This window comes from Burkholderia sp. SRS-25 (genome assembly GCF_004343765.1).
In the GTDB taxonomy this organism is placed as follows: domain Bacteria; phylum Pseudomonadota; class Gammaproteobacteria; order Burkholderiales; family Burkholderiaceae; genus Burkholderia; species Burkholderia contaminans.
In genome coordinates, this window is the sequence record NZ_PTXM01000020.1 from 40,553 (window position 1) to 57,936 (window position 17,384).

Here is a 17,384-nt window from a genome sequence, read left to right on the forward strand (position 1 = left end):
TCAGTTCGCCCACGGCAGCGGCGCGTCGTTCAAGCCCCAGTAGAGGCTCTTCTGCTGCATGTACTCGCGGATGCCGAGACGCCCTTTCTCGCGCCCCATCCCGCTCTCCTTCCAGCCCGAGAACGGCGTGGAGATCGAAAACAGCTTGTACGTGTTGATCCAGACGGTGCCCGTCTCCAGTGCGCGCGCGATGCGCCAGGCGCGCTTGTAGTCGCGCGTCCAGATCCCGGCCGCCAGGCCGAACACGCTGTCGTTCGCCTGCGCGATCAGCGACGCTTCGTCGTCGAACGGCATTGCGACGAGCACCGGGCCGAAGATTTCTTCCTGGCAGATGCGCGCGCTGTTCGGCAGGCCTTCGAGAATCGTCGGCTGATAGAAGAAGCCGTTCTCGCGCCCGTCGCCCGACGGCCGCTCGCCGCCGCACAGCAGGCGGCCGCCTTCCTCGAGACCGAGCGCCACGTAGCGCTCCACCGATTCGCGATGTTTCGCGGTGATCAGCGGCCCCATCTGCGTGTCTGCCCGCGTCGGGTCGCCCACGCGCAGCTTGCGTGCGCCGGCCACCAAACGCTTCATGAATTCGTCGTACACCGCGCGCTGCACGAACAGCCGCGAGCCCGCGATGCACGCTTCGCCCGACGAGCTGAAGATGCCGTACAGCACGCCGTTGACCGCATGATCGAGATCGGCGTCGTCGCATACGATCGTCGGCGACTTGCCGCCCAGTTCGAGCGACACGGGCATCAGCTTCTCGGCCGCGATGCGCGCGATGCCGCGGCCCACTTCGGTGCCGCCGGTGAACGACACCTTCTTCACCAGCGGATGGCGCACGAGCACGTCACCGATCACCGAGCCCTTGCCGGGCAACACGCTCAGCACGCCCTTCGGCACGCCGGCTTCCTCGCAGATGCGCGCCAGCGCGAGCGACACGAGCGGCGTGACTTCGGCCGGCTTGAGCACCACCGCGTTGCCGCCGGCCAGCGCCGGTGCGAGCTTCTGTGCATCGGACGCGATCGGCGAATTCCACGGCGTGATCGCCGCGATCACGCCGATCGGCTCGTACACGCTCATCGTCAGGTAGTCGCCGCGCGACGGCGTCAGTTCCTCGTCGAGCGTCTCGAGACACGCGGCGAAATAGCGGAACGTGTTCGCGGCGCTCGCCACCAGCACGCGCGTCTCGCCGATCGGCTTGCCGTTGTCGCGGCGCTGCAGGTTCGCGAGCGCTTCGTGGCGCTGCATGATCAGATCGGCGATGCGGTACAGCACCTGCGCGCGCAGGTGCGGCTTCAGCCCGGCCCAGTCGGCGCGACGCCATGCGGCATCGGCGGCCACGACGGCTTCGGCCGCGTCCTCCGCATTCGCGGTCGACACTTCCATGTTCAGCGACTGGTCGGCCGGATAGATGCTCGCGTAAGGCGCGCCACGGCCGCGCCGCCATTCGCCGCCGATCATGATGTTGCCGTCGGGCACGAGGCTCGTATCGAAAGGAGTCATGTCACAAGTCCCACAAATCTGTCTCTGCACGTCCGCCCTCGCCGTGGCGCGGGCGGGCATTCAATGGCCCGGTCAGATCACGCAGCGCGCAGCGCGGTTGCGCAGCGCGCGGATCGCGCTGTACGCCGTCAGCGCGGACGTCTTCGGGTTGTCGGGCAGCGGTTTGCCGCTCATTTCCAGCGACATCTCGCCGAATGCGCCGCGCGCGGTGATGCGATGCACGTTGCGCTCGACGGCCGGATCGGCGATCAGGCGCACGTGCGTCGCGTCGAGGCCGAGGCCCGCGAGCGCGACGGTGGCCGCGACGTTCGCGTTCTTCGGATACAGGCGCGCGGCGTCGCGCGCGCTGCCTTCGAAGATCACCTTTTCCACGGTCATCGCGCGCAGGTCGCACAGTTCCTCAGCGGGCGTGCCGAGCCAGCCGAGCGGCGGCTTGCGGCCCACGTACAGCACTTCGTCGAGGCCGCCCTGCTTCGCGGACGCCAGCGCATCGATCCCGCCGATCGCGCCGGACAGCAGCGTCACCGTCGCGTCGCCTTCGTCGGCGGCCTGCGCCAGCACGTCCAGCAGCGCGAGATCGGACAGCGCGCCGATCGACGCGACCGCGCAGTCGGTGCCGGCCTTCAGCAGCGGCACGACGTGATCGACGAGCGCGCTGTGGCCAGCGCATTCGAGCGCGAACTCGGGGCGGCGGGCCAGTGCGTCGACCGACGACACGACCTCCACCGCACCGCCCAGCACGCCCTGCACCGCCGCGCGCTGGTGTTCCGGCACGATCACGTGCGCGACGCGCAGCGACGCATCGTGCTCGACCGCGTGGTACACGGCCGCGCCGATCGCACCGAAGCCGATCATCGCGACGTCGACGGGTGCGTGCGCCCGCTTTTGCCCGTTAAGCATATTGGCGCTCCGACGGCTCTTCCTTCTTGACCGGCGGGCCCGCGAAGTTCGATGCGAACGCGCCGACCGACAGCATGTCGACCTCGACCATCACCGGGCCGGCCTTCGCCATCCCTTCGCGCACGATCGCCTCGGCGTCGTCGAGCGACGTGATCCGGTAGTGCGTGAGGCCGAAGCTCGCGCAGAACTGCGCGAAATCGGGCTGGTGCAGCTGCACGAAGCAGCGGCGGCCACCGTAGTGCGCGTCCTGGATGTTGCGGATCACGCCATAGCACTGGTCGTTCATCAGCACGATCATCACGTTCGCGTTTTCCTGCACGGCCGTGACGAGCTCGCCGACGTTGACCATCAGGCCGCCGTCGCCGACGAGGCACACCGTCTTCGCGGCCGCATCCGCCAGCGCGGCGCCGATGCCCATCTGGATGCCCTGGCCGATGCCGCCGCCGAGCGCATGCACGCCGGAGCGCGGCTCGAAGATCTTCAGCAGGCGGTTGCCCCACGTGCTGTTCGAGATCGTCACGTCGCGCACCCAGTTGTAGTCGCGGCCGACGGCGCCCTGCAGCGTGTCGACGAGCTGCTTGTACGGCCCGAGGCCCTTCGACACGTCGGCCACCGCCTGCTCGCGGGCTGCCGCGAGATCGGCGGCGAACTGCGGATCGACCGACAGGCGGCCTTCGAGCCGGTCGGCCAGCTCGGCCAGCACGCGCTTCGAATCGCCGTGCACGAACAGCTCGTTGCGATAGCCGCGGTTGTCGGCGAGCGCGTCGGCATCGACGCGGAACAGCGGCTGCGGCAGCGCGAGCTTGTACTTCAGCGTTTCGTTGCCGCGCAGGCGCGAGCCGACGACGACGAGCGCATCGCAGGTCTTGTAGAACGCCTCGACGGATGCATGCACGTTGAACGCGCCGAGCGACGCCGGGTGATCTTCGGGCAGCACGCCGCGGCCCTGCACGCTCGTCACGACGCCGAAACCGAGCTTCACGAGGCGCTCGACCTCCTCGCGTGCGTGGCGCGCGCCGCCGCCGAGCCACAGCAGCGGGCGGCGCTTGGCCGCGAGGGCATCGGCGAGCTTCGCGACGCGGGCGGTGTCATGCTCGCGCACCGCGACGTGTGCCGGCGCGAGGTCTTCCGGCCATTCGATTTCAGCGGCCTGGATGTCGATCGGAATCTCGACCGACACGGGGCCCGTCGGCGCGGTCTGCGCGATGCGCACGGCTTCGCGGATCGTCGGCAGCACGGTTTCGACGGTGCGCACGCGGAACGCGGCCTTCGAAATCGAATGCAGCATCGACAGCTGGTCCGGCGCTTCGTGGATGTACGCGAGATCCTGGTCGAGGTACGGCGTCTCGATCTGCCCCGTGACGTGCAGCAGCGCGGTGCCGGCCGTCAGCGCCTCGACCATCGCGCCGGCCGCGTTGCCCGCCGCCGTGCCCGTGCTCGTGAACGCGACGCCGAGACCGCCCGACACGCGGGCCAGGCCGTCGGCCATGTTCAACGCGCCGGCTTCGCCGCGTGCACCGACATACCGGATGTTGCCGCGCGAGTTGATCGCGTCGAGGATCGGCATGTTGTGGATCGAGATGACACCGAATGCGGTCTTCACGCCGCACTGCTCGAGAAAGGCGGCAATCAGCTCGCCAACCGTGGTTTTTTTAGACATGGCGTGCAAAGCCTCCAGAAACGTCGATATGGCTGCCCGTCGTGTAGGACGACAGATGCGTTGCGAGATAAAACAGTGCCCAGGCGGCCTCGTCAGGCTTGCCGAAGCGGTTCAGCGGAATGTTCTTCGTGCGGGCGAGCGCGCCCGTCCAGTCCTCCCAGCTTTCGCCGGACTGCGCCTGCGTTTCGTAACGGCGGCGCCACTGGCCCGACTCGACGATGCCGATCAGGATCGAGTTCACGCGGATGCGCTGCGGCGCGAGTTCGGTGGCGAGCGACTTCACGAGGCTCAGCACGCCCGCGCGCGCCGACGACGTCGCAACCATGTGCGGCTCCGGCTGCAGTGCAAGCAGCGAGTTCACGCAGGTGATCGTCGGCGCGGCCGCATCGCGCAGCAGCGGCAGGAACGCGCGCGTCGGGCGGATGATGCTGAAATACTTCAGTTCGAGTTCTTCGCGCCATGCGTCGTCGGTCGTGTCGGCGAAGGTCGACACACGGCCTTGGCCGGCGTTGTTGACCAGCATGTCGGTGCGGCCGAAACGCGTCGATACGGCTTGCGCGAACGCGGCCACATCCTGCTCGTCGAGCACGTTGCAGCGAGCGGCAAGCAATTGTGCGCCCGGGTATTTTTCAACGAGCATCGCTTCGGCGCGTGCGAGGCGTTCGTTGTCGCGGCCACAGATTGCGACCGATGCGCCGGCCTGCAGGAACCGTTCGGCCGTCGCGAGGCCGATGCCGGACGAACCGCCCGTCACCACCGCTACTTGCCCTGTCAGATCGATTTCAATCATCGGAGTCCTAAAGCCTTCAAAAACGTGTGCTCGTCATCCGAGCGGTAATTGAGCCGCCGCGACAGTTCCGCCGCCGCGCGCTGCACCTTGTCGATCAGGCCGTCCGCGATCAGCGCCGCGTCAATTTCCGGCCTCGGCACCGTCACCGTGATGCACGCAACGATCCTCTGCGTCTCGTTACGCACCGGCGCGGTGACCACCGAGATGCCGCGCTCGAACGACGAATTGCTGACGCCGTAGCCGCGCAGCGCATCCTCGCGGATCACTTCGTACAGCGCGTCGACCGTTTCCGGCGTCGCGTTCGTCATCCGGTTCAGCGCGCCTTCCGGATATAGCGCATGCAGTTCCTTCAGCGACAGGTCGCCCATCAGCACGTGACCGTGCGTCGTCGCATGCGCGGGCAAGCGCGTGCCGACGTTCACGCGGATCGAGCTGAACACCGGCGCCTGGCTCTGCGCCTTCGCGACGAACACCACGTCGCGGCCGTCACGGATCACGATGTGCGTCGTGAAGCCGGTCGCATCGCGCAGGCTTTCGATCACGGGCAGGCCGAGATCGGTCAGCTCCAGCGAGCTCAGGTATTCGAAACCGAGCCGCAGCACGGCAATGCCGAGCTTGTAGTTGCGATCCTTGTCCGCGCGCTCGAGGAAGCCGAGCGATTCGAGCGTCTGCAGCAGACGGAACACCGTCGTGCGCGGAATGCCGAGCCGCTTCGACAATTCGGGCGCGCCGAGCACGGGCTCGCGCGGCGAGAATTCGGCGAGAATCCGCAGCCCGCGTTCGAGGCCAGGCACCACGTAGCTGGCTTCGGCCTTGCCGTTTTCGAGTTCGGGTTGTTGCAGCGGTTCGTTCATGCCAGTCCCCGCTGTTGGTCGCACTGACGGCAGAACGTGTCGATCAGTGCGGAATAAACGGCCGGTGCTTCCACGTAGCCGGCATGGCCTGCCTGCGGAATCACCTGCAGCCCGACGTGCGCGGCCGCGGCGACGCGCTCGCACGCGGCGGGCGGCGTGATCGCGTCATTCGCGCCGACGGCCACGGCCGTCCGGCCGCGAAAGCCCGCGAGATCCGTTGCGAGATCGGCGTTCGCCAGCAGATGCGTGGCCTGCGCATAGCCGGCCGGCACGATGCGCGCCATGTTCCAGCGCACCCACGCACGCGCATCCTCGTTCGCGAAACCGGACAGCATGTTGCCGCTGCGCTGCTCGGCGAGCCCGGCCGGGCCGAGTTCGGCGAGCATCGCGAGCCGCGCGTCGCGGCGCGCGTCGCGCGTTTCGGCCGGTGCGCTGCCGTAGCCGCCCGCGGGCGACATCAGCAGCAGGCCGGCGATCCGCGCGGGCATCACGCGGATGAGACCACCCGCGATGATCGCGCCGAGCGAATGACCGACCAGCACGCAGCGTTCGATGCCGAGTGCCTCGAGCCACGCGTTCAGCGACGCCGCGTAATCGGTGGCGGCCGGCGACGCGCCGTGCACCGGCGTCGACACGCCGTAACCGGGCGCATCCCACGCGAGCACGCGCCGCGATGCGCCGAGCGTGTCGAGCTGGCGCACCCACGATGCGGCGCCCGAGCCGATGCCGTGCAGCAGCACGACGGGCAACGCACGGCCCGCATGCTGCGCGCCGGCCTCGCGATATCCGATCGTGCCCGCAGCGCCGGCCGCGCAACGCCGTTCGGGGAACTGCCCGAGCAGCGCGGCGAACGCCGCGGTGCGGTCGCGTTCACGTTTGTCGATGACACTCATTGCTTCACCCGCTCCGTCTCAGCGCTTGATCTTCGCGAGCGGCGAATCGGGCGGATACGTCGGCGTGACCGGCTTCGGCGAACCGAGCATCACGCACATCAGCGCATCTTCCTCGCCGATGTTGATTTCCGTGCGATACACGCCCGGCGGCACCGAGATCAGGTCGCGCTCGCCGAGAATCGCTTCCCACGTCTCGCCGTCACGCTCGCAGATCACCTTCATCTTCCCGCGCAGCACGAAGAAGATTTCCTCGACGTCCATGTGGATGTGGCTCGGGCCGATGTTGCCGGCCGGGATGACCATCGTCGAGAACGTGAAGCCGCCGGCCGGCACCGTGTTGACGTCCTTCGCGACGCCCGTGCCGCCCGTGCCGACGTAGCGCATCTGCGCACGGCGGTACTTCGGGTCGTAGTCGGCCTGGAACTTCAGTGCGTCCCAGTCGTAGCGACGCGTCGCATAGCGCGCCACGCGCCCTTCCATCCAGTCGTTGAAGCTTGCGCCTTCCGGCTGGTCCCACGACTTGCGTTCGAGATCGGCGTCCGCCATCGTCCTCTCCTTCATCAGAGTGAAAACTTCAATTCAATCAATTCATCACGAAGCCGCCGTTCACCGGCAGCAGTTGACCCGTCACGAAACGCGCGCCGTCCGACAGCAGGAACAGCACGGGGCCCGTCACGTCGTCGGGCACCTGCGCACGCGTCAGCGCGCGGCCCTGCATGTAGAACGCGTGGCGCTCGGCCGGCACGTAGGCCGTCGCCTCGACTTCGGTCAGCCCCGGCGCGATCGCATTGACCGTCACGCCGTGCGCGCCGAACTCGCGTGCCTGCGCGTGGGTCATCGCGATCACCGCGCCCTTGCTCGCGACGTACGCGAGCAACTTCGGCGCGCCCCACAGCGCGGTGTCCGATGCGAGGTTCACGATCGCGCCGCGGCCCGACTGCGCGAGATACGGCAGCGCCGCATTGCTGACGAGCCACACGCCGCGCACGTTCACGTTCATCACGGCGTCCCAGGTCGACACGTCGAGCTCGGTCGACAGCTTGCCGCCCGAATTCGTGATCGCCGCGTTGTTGATCAGTGCATCGATACCGCCGAGTGCCGCCGCGCCCTGCGCGACGAACGCGGTGACGCTCGCCGGATCGGCGAGGTCGAGCGCGAAGCAATGCGCGACATGGCCGGCTTCGGCGAGTTGCGCGGCAAGCGCGCGGCCTTCGTCGACCAGCACGTCGCCGAACGCGACCTGCGCGCCCGCTTCGACGAGCGCCTTCACGAACGCCGCGCCGAGCCCGCGCGCGCCGCCCGTGACGAGCACGCGGCGCCCCGCGAGCGACACGACCGGAGCGCGCTCAGCCATTTGCCGGCTCCGATGCGGCCTGCGCCTGCGCCGCGCGATGTGCGTCGAGCGCGGAGAGATGCTCCTGCGCACGTGTGCGCAGCATCCGGCGCACGCGCGTCATGCCGACGTCGTGCTGGTACAGGTATTCGTGATCGCGTGCATTCGGCGCGAGGCTTTCGAGGACGTAGCGGTCCTGCTCGAGCACGTCCCAGTGCAGGCCCTCGAGGCGGTTGCGATACATGAAGCGCCACACGTCGCGCTGCCAGCCGCTGACCTTGCGGGTGCGCCAGAAGTAGACCTGGCAGTTGTCGCCGTCGACCGGCGTCGCGAAGCCGATGATCCCGAAGTTGCCGCTCGGGCCGAACTTCTGCTTGTACGGAATCGCGAGACGCATCCACAGGCAGCCCGTTTCGCCGAGCTCGACCCAGTCGAAGTTCACGTCGCGCTGGCCGATCTTCTCGAACATCAGGCCCGTTTCCGTCTTGCGCACGCGCATGTCGGCCTGCTTGTCGCCTTCGGCCATCGAGTGCGAGGTGGCATGCAGGTACGCGCCGTGCATCGGGTCCATCACGTTGTCGATCGCGTACTGGTAATTGCACTTCCAGTTCGACACGCACAGGAAGTGGCCGTACGCGTCGTCGACCAGTTCCTCGGGCAGGTTCAGCGGCGCCGGCTCGCCGTGCGCTTCGTCGCCGAACCACAGGAAGATCGCGCCGGCCTTCTCCTCGACCGGATACGACTTCACGCACTTCGTGCCTTCGAGCGGACAGTTCGATACGGCCGGCACGCGGTTGACCGTGCCGCCGCCGTCGACTTCGATGCCGTGATACCAGCAGGCGATGTTGCCGCCGAGATTCCAGCCGAGCGACAGGCGCGCGCCGCGATGCGGGCAGCGATCCTCGAGCGCGTGGACCTTGCCGTCGTGATCGCGCCACAGCACGATCTGCTCGGACAAGCGCGTAAGGCCGACCGGTGCATTCGACACCTGCCAGCTCGGCGCGACGGGATACCAGTAGTTCTTGATGCCGCGGTCGAGGTACGCACGGACCGGGTCGTGTTGTGCTGCGTGTTGTTCGGGGGACGTCATCAGTGTGCTCCGGATGCGGTTGTCGTCGGGTCGGCGGTCGGCGCTTACGCGGTCATTCCGCGAGCGAGGCCATTTCGGCGCGGAAGCGCTCAGGTGTCCATACCGTGCCGTCCGGCGCGCGGAAGCCGATGCGGTTCAGGCCCGCGACGACATCGTCCAGCTCGACCGCGCCGGCTTCGAACACGCGTTCGAGCGCATCGCCGAGGTCGTTTTCATACTGGGTCGGTGCGGCCTTGCGGTTCTGCCAGACCTGGTTCTCGACCTGGCCGGGGATCTCGATCTGCCCCTTGCCCGCGACGTTGTTCGGCTGCGGCGCCACCCACGGCTTCAGGAAGGGATTGAAATTCACGGTCGCTTCTTTCATGTCACTCCACCTTGATCTGGATTTCCTCGCCGGCGAGCCGCACCGCGTACTGCTTCAGTGCGCGTCCGCCCGGACCCTTCAGGCATTCGCCCGTCTTGATGTCGAACACGGCCTCGTGCAGCGGGCATTCGACCGTGCCTTCGTCGACGAACCCCTGCGTCAGCAGTGCGTACGCATGCGGGCACACGTTCTCGAGCGCATACACGTCGTCGCCGACGCGGTAGATCCCGATTTCGACGCCGTCGGTCCGCTTGAACTCGATCGGCGTGTCTTCCGACAGCGCGCCGGCGTGGCCGGCGCAAACCCATTGTTCAGACATCTCACACCCTTCCTTCTGATCGACTCTCGGTTTGTTCCGATTTGTTCCATATCCGGAACATCAGTTTATGGATGGTGATTATAGGAGTGACTTTCCACGAGTAGAACAAAAAGCTGCATGTCCTAGGGAAAACACTGACCGACAGTACGGCGATCGCGCGCGCCCACCTCGTCAAATGAATTTTTTTGTTATACGACGGGCATTTATCGGGTTTACGCGAGCTTCGCGCACCGACGCGGAGCATCGGCCCGACATCCATCCGTCCCGAAAAAATTATTTTTGATCCGGTGCTTGACGCCTCTATACTCCATTCCATCAGAGGCACATTGTTCCTTATATGGAACATACGAATGCCCACCCGATGGCGAAAACGCGCGACGGCCGGCCGTTCCCGCGCAGGCCGCCACGGCACGTATTCATCAGGTTGGAGATTCAGGAGATCAAATGGTCAAGCATGCGGTAGCAGCAGCAGTGATCGGAGTGGGCGCCGTGTCGGGCGCGTGGGCGCAGAGCAGCGTGACGCTGTACGGCAGCATGGATGCGGGCATCGCGTACGTGAACAACGTGGGCGGCCATGCAAAGTGGGCGATGATCCAGGGCAATACGCAGCCCGATCGGTGGGGCCTGAAGGGCAAGGAAGACCTCGGCGACGGCCTGTCGGCGATCTTCCAGCTCGAAAACGGCTTCTATACGAACAACGGCCAGTTCGCGACCGCGAACACGATCTGGAACCGCGCGGCCTTCGTCGGCCTCGGCTCGGAACGCTACGGCACGCTGACGCTCGGCCGCCAGACGCCGCTGTCGTTCGACTATCTCGATCCGCTCAGCACGGCCTACCTCGCGATGAGCTGGTACGCGTTCCACCCCGGCAACATCGACGGACTCGCCGCGACCGGCAACGTGCCGTACAACAATTCGGTCAAGTACCGCTCACCGACCTTCGCGGGCTTCTCGGCCGCGGCGACGATGGCGCTCGGCAACACGACGAACTTCTCGACCGGCAAGTCGGTCGGCGTCGCGCTGAACTATGCGAACGGGCCGTTCAAGGCGTCGGCCGTGTACTCGAACGAGCATGACCGCTCGATCCTGATCAGCACGACCGGCATCACGTCGTTCCAGGGGCAGAACACCGCGAACGGCTACACCGCGAGCAAGGTCGAGAACATCGGCGCGGGTGCGTCCTACCAGTTCGGCGACTTCCTCGTGCATGGCCTGTACACGCGCACGAAGATGCAGTCGAACGGCTTTTCGGACACGTTCCAGAGCTACGACGCGGGAGTGAACTACCGCAGCAGCGCGTTCAACACGATCGCGGGCGGCGCGGCGACCACGACGCTGGCCGGCCGCCGCTGGACGCAGGTCGAACTCGGCGACATCTATGCGTTGTCGAAGCGCACGCAGCTTTATGCGAACGTGTTGTACGAGCACGGTTCGGGCGGTGCGAAGGCCGCGTTCTTCACGGCGGGTGTGTCGAGCACCGCGAACCAGGTGATCGTGCTCACCGGGATCCACCACTCGTTCTGAACGAAGTCGGGCGGGCGTCGCCCGAAACGACAAAAGCGGCCCGCGGGCCGCTTTTGTCTTGCGCGTTGCATTTGCACGGCCGCCGGCCGCGCATCGGCATACTCAGAACATCGCGACCTTGTGGCGCGCGTGCGCGAATGTCGGATCGCTTTCGAGCGGACGATAGTTCAGCCGCTGTGACAGGTCGACCGCCGCGCCGCACACGGCTTCGACGAGCCGTTCCTTCTCGCGGGCCTCGCCGATCTCCGAGCGCGGCACGGTCGCGGTGATGGCCGCGACGATCGAGCCCGAATGATCGCGTACGGGTGCGGTCACGGCCGAAATGCCGCTCTCGAACGCCGCCTCGCTCACCGCGTAGCCGAGCCGCGCGTAATGACGCACGCGTTCGTACAGTTCGTCGACGGTGCCCGGCGTGCGCTCGGTGAACTGCTCGAGCCGCTTTTCCGGATACAGCTGGCGCAATGCGTCGCGCGTCAGGTCGCCCATCAGCACGTGGCCGTGCACGGTCGCATGCGCGGGCAGGCGCGTGCCGACGTGCACCTTCACCGAACCGAACATCGACGCGTTGCTCTGCGCCTTCGCGACGAACACGACGTCGCGCTGGTCGCGGATCAGCAGATGCGTCGACAGGCCGGTCGCGTCGCGCAGCCGTTCGAGCACGGGCGTGCCGAGATCGGTCAGTTCGAGCGAATTCAGGTATTCGAAGCCGAGCCGCAGCACGCCGACGCCGAGCCGGAAATAACGGTCGCCGTTCACGCGCTCGAGGAAACCGAGCGCTTCGAGCGTCTGCAGCAGGCGGAACGTGGTCGTGCGCGGAATGCCGATGCGCTTCGACAGTTCGGGCGCGCCGAGCACCGGCTCGCGCGCGGAGAATTCGGCGAGGATCCGCAGCCCGCGTTCGAGCCCCGGCACCAGATAGGACGACGCGCCGCCGGACGATTCGTCGTCGCCGGGCGCCGCGGGTTCAGGTGCGTCGCTCATCGTTGTCTTGACCATGTGGACATGGACGGAAGGAAATCAGTCACGAAACAGGTCACGGATCGTCGTGGATATTCAGTCATGCTACCTCAGCGCGCACGGGGTTCACACCCGCGTGCATCGCCGCACCGCAGCATGCGGATCGCGACGCCGTGGAGAGTCAATCACGGTCGAGAGGATAGCAGCGATGGACAGCGCCACGCCATGCCGGAATGGCCGGCATCGCGGGAAGGAAGCCGTGTGCACGGCGAGCGGCCGGCGGATCGCGGCCGGCGCGGCAGGCTGCGCCGGGACGCCCGCAGGCTACAGGCGCGACAGGTGAACCCGAATGTTCGCGCGGTCGTACGTAAAGCCGCCGGCCGCGTCCGGTTCGAGCACGCGCGCGAGGTCGACCGCATACATCCATCCGCTGCCCAGGCGGCCCCCGTTGATCGCCCGGATCCGGCTGCCGCCGACGGCGATCGCCGCATGAAAGACCGTGCCGCCGCGCGAGAAGCCGACCGCGGTTCCCGCCGGAATGCTCGCGCGCCCGTCCCATTCACCGCCGGTCTCGAAGTTGAAACGGGTTCGCCAGTGCTGACCGATCGTGTCGAGCAGCGCGCCGGGCGCGATCATCGCATCGCTGCGCAGCAGGTACCGGACATAAGCCGCGGCGTCGTAGCAGACGCCGCCGGAAACATACTCGTTGATGTCGGCCATGCCGAACATCAGCGCCTGGGCGTGCTTCTGTCGTTCGGCGAAACCGGACTGGGCGACATGCCCGCCTAGCTGGGAGAGTTGCATGGGTGGCTCCTTGTGAAGAAGCAGGACGCCATCGTCCCGCCAACGCAATAACGTCATATGTTATTACGATATCGCGCCACTTCCGCGCACGGCCCCGTGCGTCACGGCAGACGCGCTTCGAGATAGCGGCGCAGGCGATCGCGCCGCGTCGCCGTGAGCGGCTTCCTCGTGTCGCCTCAACCCGAGCAGCGCGTTGCCGCGGCCGCCCCACGCGCCGACATTGTCGCGGTCGCGCACCAGCAGCCGGTCGCTGCGCTCCCGCAACTCGTCGCGCAGATGCAGCAGGTCGAGCGCGACACAACTCACGAACAGCAGTTGCATCTCGTCCGGCATCCGCGCGAACGCTTCGTCGAGACGCGCCAGCGCTTCGGCCGGACGCCCCAGTTCGATCGGCGTATAGCCGCACGCGTAGACGATATCGGGCGTCTTGCCGCGCACATCATCGCGAGCTGGAAGCAATGCAGCGCATCGGCTGCGCGCCGCAACTCACGCAGCACGAGGCCACGGTTGAACCACGATTCGAACGATTGCGGATCCACCATCAATGCGCGGCCGAGCGGGTCGAGCACGCGCGGCGACACCGCTCCGCTGTGCACGATCGAACGACGCAAGCGCGTCGTCGTAGCGGCGCAGGCCCATCAACGTGTTGCCGTGGCGCACGAGCGTCTGCACGTCGTTGGGCGTCGCCTGCAGCACGGTCGCGAAATGGCCGAGCGCCTCGTCGATGCGGCCGCGCTCGCCGACGATCGCACCGAGATCCGACAGCGCGCACACGTCCGGCGCGATCGCGATCGACCGGCGCACCGGCGCTTCGGCCTGATCGGCCGCACCGCGCTGTAACTGCAGTACGCCCTACAGGTGCAGCGCCTGCGGATGATCGGGTTCCTCCGCGAGCACCGCAAGATATTTCCGTGCCGCATCGCCGGCGCGACCGACGCCGTGCAGGGACGTTGAGCGTGGCGTATGGCACACACGAGTCGAATGGTACGGACCATTTGGCGCGGCGAGCTCGGGCGGACGGGCGCGCAAGCGCGCCGCACGCACGGTCGCGCGAAGCGCGACAGGCGACGGAAAACTGAAAACGATCGGGAAGCACCACCCGGCGGCGGGCGGCAAGCGATGAAGACGAACCTCGGGCGGGCGGGATCGCCGTGACGACGTCAGGCCGTCACGGCGGCGTCATACTCGGCGCGGGCGAGCTGGCCGGCGGCGTAGGCCTCGGATTCGCCGCGAAAGCCTTCCCGGCTGAACGCAACGACTTTCACGCCAACGCCGGTCGCCCGCTTCACCGTCAGCGCCCATTGCCATCCGCCGTCTTGTTCAAAGACGTGCAGCGAGGGTTCGAAGGAAGGGTCGAATACGGTCACGCGTTATGCTCCTGCCCCCTTGCGCACCGCATCGGCAACGCTTGGGGCATGTCGAAAGGATCGCGCCGGGATGCGACGCGCTTCTGCCATTCGACAGTCTAGTCAAGGATTGTTGCGACGCACCATCAGAGGTTTCACTCATCTATCGGAACCGGTCGGTCGATCAAATTTTCCTGAAACCCATATGGCACGGGCCTGAGCGCCGTTTCAGCGTGCACGGCTCGGCACTCATGCGGCAACGTGCCGCACACGCGACGGCTTGCCCGTATCGATCGCCCATGAATCGCAAAAAACGGGGCGCGAATCGTCCGGCGATCAAGGCACCTCTGCGACGACGTTTGTTACCGGCCCATATCGAGCGGCATCACGCGCCGAAACGTCAGGTTCACGCGCTCTCCCTGCACACCCGGCGCCTTCGGCACGCGATGCTGCCATTCGGCCTGCGTGCGGCCCCGCATCACGAGCAGGCTGCCATGCCCGAGGCGATACGCATGCGTGACACCGGTCTGGCGATGGCGAAGGTCGAACACGCGCATCGCGCCGAGGCTCACCGACGCGATCACCGGCGCATCGCCCAGCTCGGGCTCGTTGTCCGCATGCCAGCCGAGGCTGTCCTGCCCGTTGCGGTAGCGATTGAGCAACACGCTGTTGAAACGCGCGCCGGACGTCGCCTCGACCGCGCGTTTCAAGTCGAGCACGGCCGGCGTCCACGGCGCCGGCACGTTGCGGATCCCCGAATACACGTAGACGGCATCCGGCTCGCCCTGCCATGCGGTCAGCCGCGGCAACGGAATGCGCCCGCGCGGCGTGCGGATCGTGTCCTGCTGCCACGCGACTTCCCCGATCAACGCGGCCAGCACGCGATCGGCATCGGACGGCGCCAGCCAGTCCGGGTACCAGTCCACATCGGGTGCGGGCGTGTCAGCGAAGAGATCGGGTGTCGACATGTCGGGAGCAACGGGCGATGAACGGAGCGAACGGGGGGCATGCCTGCATACTAGCCAACGGCGTCGCACACTGCCATGCGCTGTCATTCGCGGATGAGAGGTAGCCGCGCGCACCCGGCCTCGACGCGGGCCCGATGTCCGGCTTCGACGGCGCGAAGGTCGACGCCGCGTTCTTCGCCGGCACCGCGATCAAGAGCAACTTCCTCGTGAATCTCGGCCACGGCGATCCGGCCGGCCTATTCCCGCTCGGCCCGCGCTTCGATTTCGACGACATCGCCCGCATCGAGTGATGGCCGCGGACCAGGGCCGGTGCCGCCAATGACGGGCCGGCGCCGGCCTTTCTCAAACGGGGGGAACGTGCGCTACCCGCCGCGCGTCAGCCGGATCAGCGTGATCTCGGACGGCACGCCGAAGCGGTTCGGCGGCCCCCAGTAGCCGGTGCCGCGGCTCGTATAGAGCCACAGATTGCCGATGCGGCTCAGCCCGCCGATCACCGGCTGCTGCAGCCGCACGAACGGTGGCCATGGCAGGAACTGGCCGCCGTGCGTATGCCCCGACAACTGCACGGTAAAGCCGGCGCGGTTCGCTGCTTCCGCGCTGCGCGGCTGGTGCGCGAGCAGGATCTTCGTGCCGACGTCGCGCGGCGCCCCTGCCAGCGCCTGCACGGGGTCGCTGCGATGGGCGGGATCGAACCCGCCCGCCGTGAAATCGGTGACGCCCGCGAGCACCGCGTGCGCACCGTCATGTTCGATGAGCACGTGTTCGTTGAGCAGCACCGTCAGCCCGATGCGCCGGAACTCGTCGATCCACGCATCCGCGCCCGCGTAATACTCGTGGTTGCCCGTCACCAGGAAGCTGCCGTGCCGCGACTGCATGCGGCCGAGCGGCGCCGTGTGGTCGCGCAGGCGCTTGACCGAGCCGTCGACCACGTCGCCCGTCACGACGACGAGGTCGGCATCGAGCGCGTTGACCGCGCGCACGATCCGTTCGACGTACGGCCGCTTGATCGTCGGCCCGACGTGGATGTCGGACAGTTGCACGATCGTCAACCCGTCGAGCCCGGCCGGCAGCTCCGCGACCGGGATCGACACGCGCTTGACCGCCGCCGTGCGGCGCGCACCGACGAACCCGATCACGGTGACGAACACCGCACCGGCCAGCACGCCGATCGCCGTGTCGGTCACCGCGCCGGGCCACGCACCGTCGTGCCCGAGATGCCGCCATCCGGACACGCCGAGCAGCACGAATTCGCGGAGGAACGTCAGCAGGAGCAGCGACGAGAAGAAGCCCATCACGAGCGAGCCGGCCCAGCCGGCGAGCGTCGCGGCCCAGCCTTCGTCGAAGCGGCGCGAGAACATGCCGACCGGGATCAGCACGACGAAGCTCGCCAGCACGAGCGCCGCGATCGTCCGCGCGACCGGCGACGTGAATGCATCGGGAATGATTCGAATCCCGACGTACAGATGGAACAGCACGCCGATTGCAATGAACCGGACAAAGAAACTTCGCATGGAACACTCACCTTCGTTGCGATACCGATACCGCGTCCGCGTTGCGTGTTGCACGAGGCCGTGAGGCTCCGTGCCGCGCGTCGCGCCATACGTACGATGGTACACAGATCGCGGCTGTGACGACCGGTCGCCGGCCGGGCTTCGACGCCGCCCGGCGCAACGCCCGACCGCGGCTTCATCGACCCGTCCGACACGAGCGCCGTTGATGCTTTCCTGAAACGCCTCCTTACCGACATGCAGCGCACGCTGCGCTTGCACGTCCAGGTCAGCCGCTTCGAGAACGGCGGCCGAATGATCGATGGGAACGTCTGCGTCTTGCCCGAAGGCGCCGTGCGTCGTCGCGCTCGCGGGCGAGCAAACGAGCAGACCACTCAGGCCGAGCGCCCGTCGCGGATCTGCGTCACCGATCGCGACACGCTGCCGCGCTTCACACGCAATCCGGTCGGCCCACTCTTCAACATCGCCCCCGATCCGCCGGATCGCCCCTTATTCCCCTGCGTTCGAACGGCAATCGGCCGTTTCCGGCCCGATTCCGTGCTGTCGACGGGACAAATCCGCCGCCCGTCGTTCGTCTGACGAT

Annotated in this window: 20 protein-coding genes and 1 pseudogene; 3 read left to right on the forward strand and 18 right to left on the reverse strand. The window is 67.2% G+C overall.

Annotated features, from left to right (window positions below):
- The 11 genes from C5O79_RS26725 to C5O79_RS26775 all read right to left on the reverse strand — a co-directional run bounded on the left by C5O79_RS26725 (position 1) and on the right by C5O79_RS26775 (position 9,694).
- Positions 1 to 1,491, reverse strand: coding sequence for an aldehyde dehydrogenase (locus C5O79_RS26725; RefSeq protein ID WP_122476243.1), 1,491 nt, complete (start codon positions 1,489 to 1,491; stop codon positions 1 to 3).
- Between the two features lie 72 nt (positions 1,492 to 1,563).
- Positions 1,564 to 2,391, reverse strand: coding sequence for an aspartate dehydrogenase (locus C5O79_RS26730; protein ID WP_046548144.1), 828 nt, complete (start codon positions 2,389 to 2,391; stop codon positions 1,564 to 1,566).
- Positions 2,384 to 4,051 (reverse strand): thiamine pyrophosphate-binding protein, encoded by a 1,668-nt coding sequence (locus C5O79_RS26735; RefSeq protein ID WP_046548145.1) that lies wholly within the window; start codon positions 4,049 to 4,051, stop codon positions 2,384 to 2,386. The genes C5O79_RS26730 and C5O79_RS26735 overlap by 8 nt, the downstream gene beginning before the upstream one ends.
- Positions 4,044 to 4,841 carry an SDR family oxidoreductase gene (locus C5O79_RS26740; protein WP_122476245.1) on the reverse strand — a complete coding sequence of 266 codons (798 nt, stop codon included), beginning with the start codon at positions 4,839 to 4,841 and terminating at the stop codon, positions 4,044 to 4,046. The genes C5O79_RS26735 and C5O79_RS26740 overlap by 8 nt, the downstream gene beginning before the upstream one ends.
- A complete protein-coding gene (locus tag C5O79_RS26745; protein ID WP_047849731.1) occupies positions 4,838 to 5,695 on the reverse strand; it encodes an IclR family transcriptional regulator in 858 nt (285 codons plus the stop codon). Before C5O79_RS26745 ends, C5O79_RS26740 begins: the two co-directional genes overlap by 4 nt.
- Positions 5,692 to 6,588: an alpha/beta fold hydrolase gene (locus tag C5O79_RS26750; RefSeq protein ID WP_122476247.1), complete on the reverse strand. Its 897-nt coding sequence runs from the start codon at positions 6,586 to 6,588 to the stop codon at positions 5,692 to 5,694. The genes C5O79_RS26745 and C5O79_RS26750 overlap by 4 nt, the downstream gene beginning before the upstream one ends.
- A gap of 18 nt (positions 6,589 to 6,606) precedes the next feature.
- Positions 6,607 to 7,134, reverse strand: a complete 528-nt coding sequence (locus C5O79_RS26755) for a cupin domain-containing protein (RefSeq protein WP_039344094.1) — start codon at positions 7,132 to 7,134, stop codon at positions 6,607 to 6,609.
- A gap of 37 nt (positions 7,135 to 7,171) precedes the next feature.
- Positions 7,172 to 7,942, reverse strand: a complete 771-nt coding sequence (locus C5O79_RS26760) for an SDR family oxidoreductase (RefSeq protein ID WP_046548149.1) — start codon at positions 7,940 to 7,942, stop codon at positions 7,172 to 7,174.
- Positions 7,935 to 9,011 (reverse strand): aromatic ring-hydroxylating dioxygenase subunit alpha, encoded by a 1,077-nt coding sequence (locus tag C5O79_RS26765; protein WP_122476249.1) that lies wholly within the window; start codon positions 9,009 to 9,011, stop codon positions 7,935 to 7,937. Before C5O79_RS26765 ends, C5O79_RS26760 begins: the two co-directional genes overlap by 8 nt.
- Before the next feature lie 52 nt (positions 9,012 to 9,063).
- Entirely contained in the window at positions 9,064 to 9,375 is a 312-nt protein-coding gene (locus C5O79_RS26770) for a recombinase-like helix-turn-helix domain-containing protein (protein ID WP_047849728.1), read from the reverse strand.
- A gap of 1 nt (position 9,376) precedes the next feature.
- On the reverse strand, positions 9,377 to 9,694 hold the full coding sequence (locus C5O79_RS26775; protein ID WP_011354710.1) for a non-heme iron oxygenase ferredoxin subunit: 318 nt from the start codon (positions 9,692 to 9,694) through the stop codon (positions 9,377 to 9,379).
- A 444-nt stretch (positions 9,695 to 10,138) separates the two neighbouring features.
- Between C5O79_RS26775 and C5O79_RS26780 the strand changes: the two genes are divergently transcribed.
- On the forward strand, positions 10,139 to 11,218 hold the full coding sequence (locus C5O79_RS26780) for a porin (protein ID WP_047849727.1): 1,080 nt from the start codon (positions 10,139 to 10,141) through the stop codon (positions 11,216 to 11,218).
- Positions 11,219 to 11,320: 102 nt separating this feature from the next.
- Here C5O79_RS26780 and C5O79_RS26785 read toward each other — a convergent pair whose 3' ends face one another.
- From C5O79_RS26785 to C5O79_RS26805, 6 genes are all read right to left on the reverse strand, one after another.
- Positions 11,321 to 12,214 (reverse strand): IclR family transcriptional regulator, encoded by an 894-nt coding sequence (locus C5O79_RS26785; RefSeq protein WP_047849726.1) that lies wholly within the window; start codon positions 12,212 to 12,214, stop codon positions 11,321 to 11,323.
- A gap of 285 nt (positions 12,215 to 12,499) precedes the next feature.
- On the reverse strand, positions 12,500 to 13,036 hold the full coding sequence (gene tecA / locus C5O79_RS26790; RefSeq protein ID WP_226148131.1) for a type 6 secretion system effector deamidase TecA: 537 nt from the start codon (positions 13,034 to 13,036) through the stop codon (positions 12,500 to 12,502).
- 6 nt (positions 13,037 to 13,042) lie between these two features.
- Complete coding sequence (locus tag C5O79_RS38665; protein WP_236862333.1) at positions 13,043 to 13,438, reverse strand: hypothetical protein; 396 nt, start codon at positions 13,436 to 13,438, stop codon at positions 13,043 to 13,045.
- Between the two features lie 27 nt (positions 13,439 to 13,465).
- Complete coding sequence (locus C5O79_RS38670; protein WP_236862334.1) at positions 13,466 to 13,783, reverse strand: tetratricopeptide repeat protein; 318 nt, start codon at positions 13,781 to 13,783, stop codon at positions 13,466 to 13,468.
- Between the two features lie 356 nt (positions 13,784 to 14,139).
- On the reverse strand, positions 14,140 to 14,346 hold the full coding sequence (locus tag C5O79_RS26800; protein ID WP_039344038.1) for a hypothetical protein: 207 nt from the start codon (positions 14,344 to 14,346) through the stop codon (positions 14,140 to 14,142).
- A gap of 341 nt (positions 14,347 to 14,687) precedes the next feature.
- Positions 14,688 to 15,293, reverse strand: coding sequence for an alpha-ketoglutarate-dependent dioxygenase AlkB (locus tag C5O79_RS26805; protein WP_122476253.1), 606 nt, complete (start codon positions 15,291 to 15,293; stop codon positions 14,688 to 14,690).
- Positions 15,294 to 15,400: 107 nt separating this feature from the next.
- Here C5O79_RS26805 and C5O79_RS26810 point away from each other — a divergent pair.
- Positions 15,401 to 15,583 (forward strand): annotated as a pseudogene (locus C5O79_RS26810) (nitroreductase family protein); the annotation flags it as partial.
- Positions 15,584 to 15,655: 72 nt separating this feature from the next.
- Here the strand turns inward: C5O79_RS26810 and C5O79_RS26815 are convergent.
- Complete coding sequence (locus C5O79_RS26815) at positions 15,656 to 16,804, reverse strand: metallophosphoesterase (RefSeq protein WP_122476255.1); 1,149 nt, start codon at positions 16,802 to 16,804, stop codon at positions 15,656 to 15,658.
- A gap of 234 nt (positions 16,805 to 17,038) precedes the next feature.
- On the opposite strand from C5O79_RS26815, the gene C5O79_RS26820 reads away from it, so the two are divergent.
- A complete protein-coding gene (locus C5O79_RS26820) occupies positions 17,039 to 17,380 on the forward strand; it encodes a hypothetical protein (RefSeq protein ID WP_052759323.1) in 342 nt (113 codons plus the stop codon).
- Positions 17,381 to 17,384: the final 4 nt, after the last annotated feature.

Bases quoted from the DNA above. Each gene is read 5' to 3' on its own strand.
- C5O79_RS26725 (WP_122476243.1), bottom strand. From the start codon at position 1,491: ATGACTCCTTTCGATACGAGCCTCGTGCCCGACGGCAACATCATGATC.
- C5O79_RS26730 (WP_046548144.1), bottom strand. From the start codon at position 2,391: ATGCTTAACGGGCAAAAGCGGGCGCACGCACCCGTCGACGTCGCGATG.
- C5O79_RS26735 (WP_046548145.1), bottom strand. From the start codon at position 4,051: ATGTCTAAAAAAACCACGGTTGGCGAGCTGATTGCCGCCTTTCTCGAG.
- C5O79_RS26740 (WP_122476245.1), bottom strand. From the start codon at position 4,841: ATGATTGAAATCGATCTGACAGGGCAAGTAGCGGTGGTGACGGGCGGT.
- C5O79_RS26745 (WP_047849731.1), bottom strand. From the start codon at position 5,695: ATGAACGAACCGCTGCAACAACCCGAACTCGAAAACGGCAAGGCCGAA.
- C5O79_RS26750 (WP_122476247.1), bottom strand. From the start codon at position 6,588: ATGAGTGTCATCGACAAACGTGAACGCGACCGCACCGCGGCGTTCGCC.
- C5O79_RS26755 (WP_039344094.1), bottom strand. From the start codon at position 7,134: ATGGCGGACGCCGATCTCGAACGCAAGTCGTGGGACCAGCCGGAAGGC.
- C5O79_RS26760 (WP_046548149.1), bottom strand. From the start codon at position 7,942: ATGGCTGAGCGCGCTCCGGTCGTGTCGCTCGCGGGGCGCCGCGTGCTC.
- C5O79_RS26765 (WP_122476249.1), bottom strand. From the start codon at position 9,011: ATGACGTCCCCCGAACAACACGCAGCACAACACGACCCGGTCCGTGCG.
- C5O79_RS26770 (WP_047849728.1), bottom strand. From the start codon at position 9,375: ATGAAAGAAGCGACCGTGAATTTCAATCCCTTCCTGAAGCCGTGGGTG.
- C5O79_RS26775 (WP_011354710.1), bottom strand. From the start codon at position 9,694: ATGTCTGAACAATGGGTTTGCGCCGGCCACGCCGGCGCGCTGTCGGAA.
- C5O79_RS26780 (WP_047849727.1), top strand. From the start codon at position 10,139: ATGGTCAAGCATGCGGTAGCAGCAGCAGTGATCGGAGTGGGCGCCGTG.
- C5O79_RS26785 (WP_047849726.1), bottom strand. From the start codon at position 12,214: ATGGTCAAGACAACGATGAGCGACGCACCTGAACCCGCGGCGCCCGGC.
- tecA (WP_226148131.1), bottom strand. From the start codon at position 13,036: ATGACGTTATTGCGTTGGCGGGACGATGGCGTCCTGCTTCTTCACAAG.
- C5O79_RS26805 (WP_122476253.1), bottom strand. From the start codon at position 15,293: ATGTCGACACCCGATCTCTTCGCTGACACGCCCGCACCCGATGTGGAC.
- C5O79_RS26815 (WP_122476255.1), bottom strand. From the start codon at position 16,804: ATGCGAAGTTTCTTTGTCCGGTTCATTGCAATCGGCGTGCTGTTCCAT.
- C5O79_RS26820 (WP_052759323.1), top strand. From the start codon at position 17,039: ATGCAGCGCACGCTGCGCTTGCACGTCCAGGTCAGCCGCTTCGAGAAC.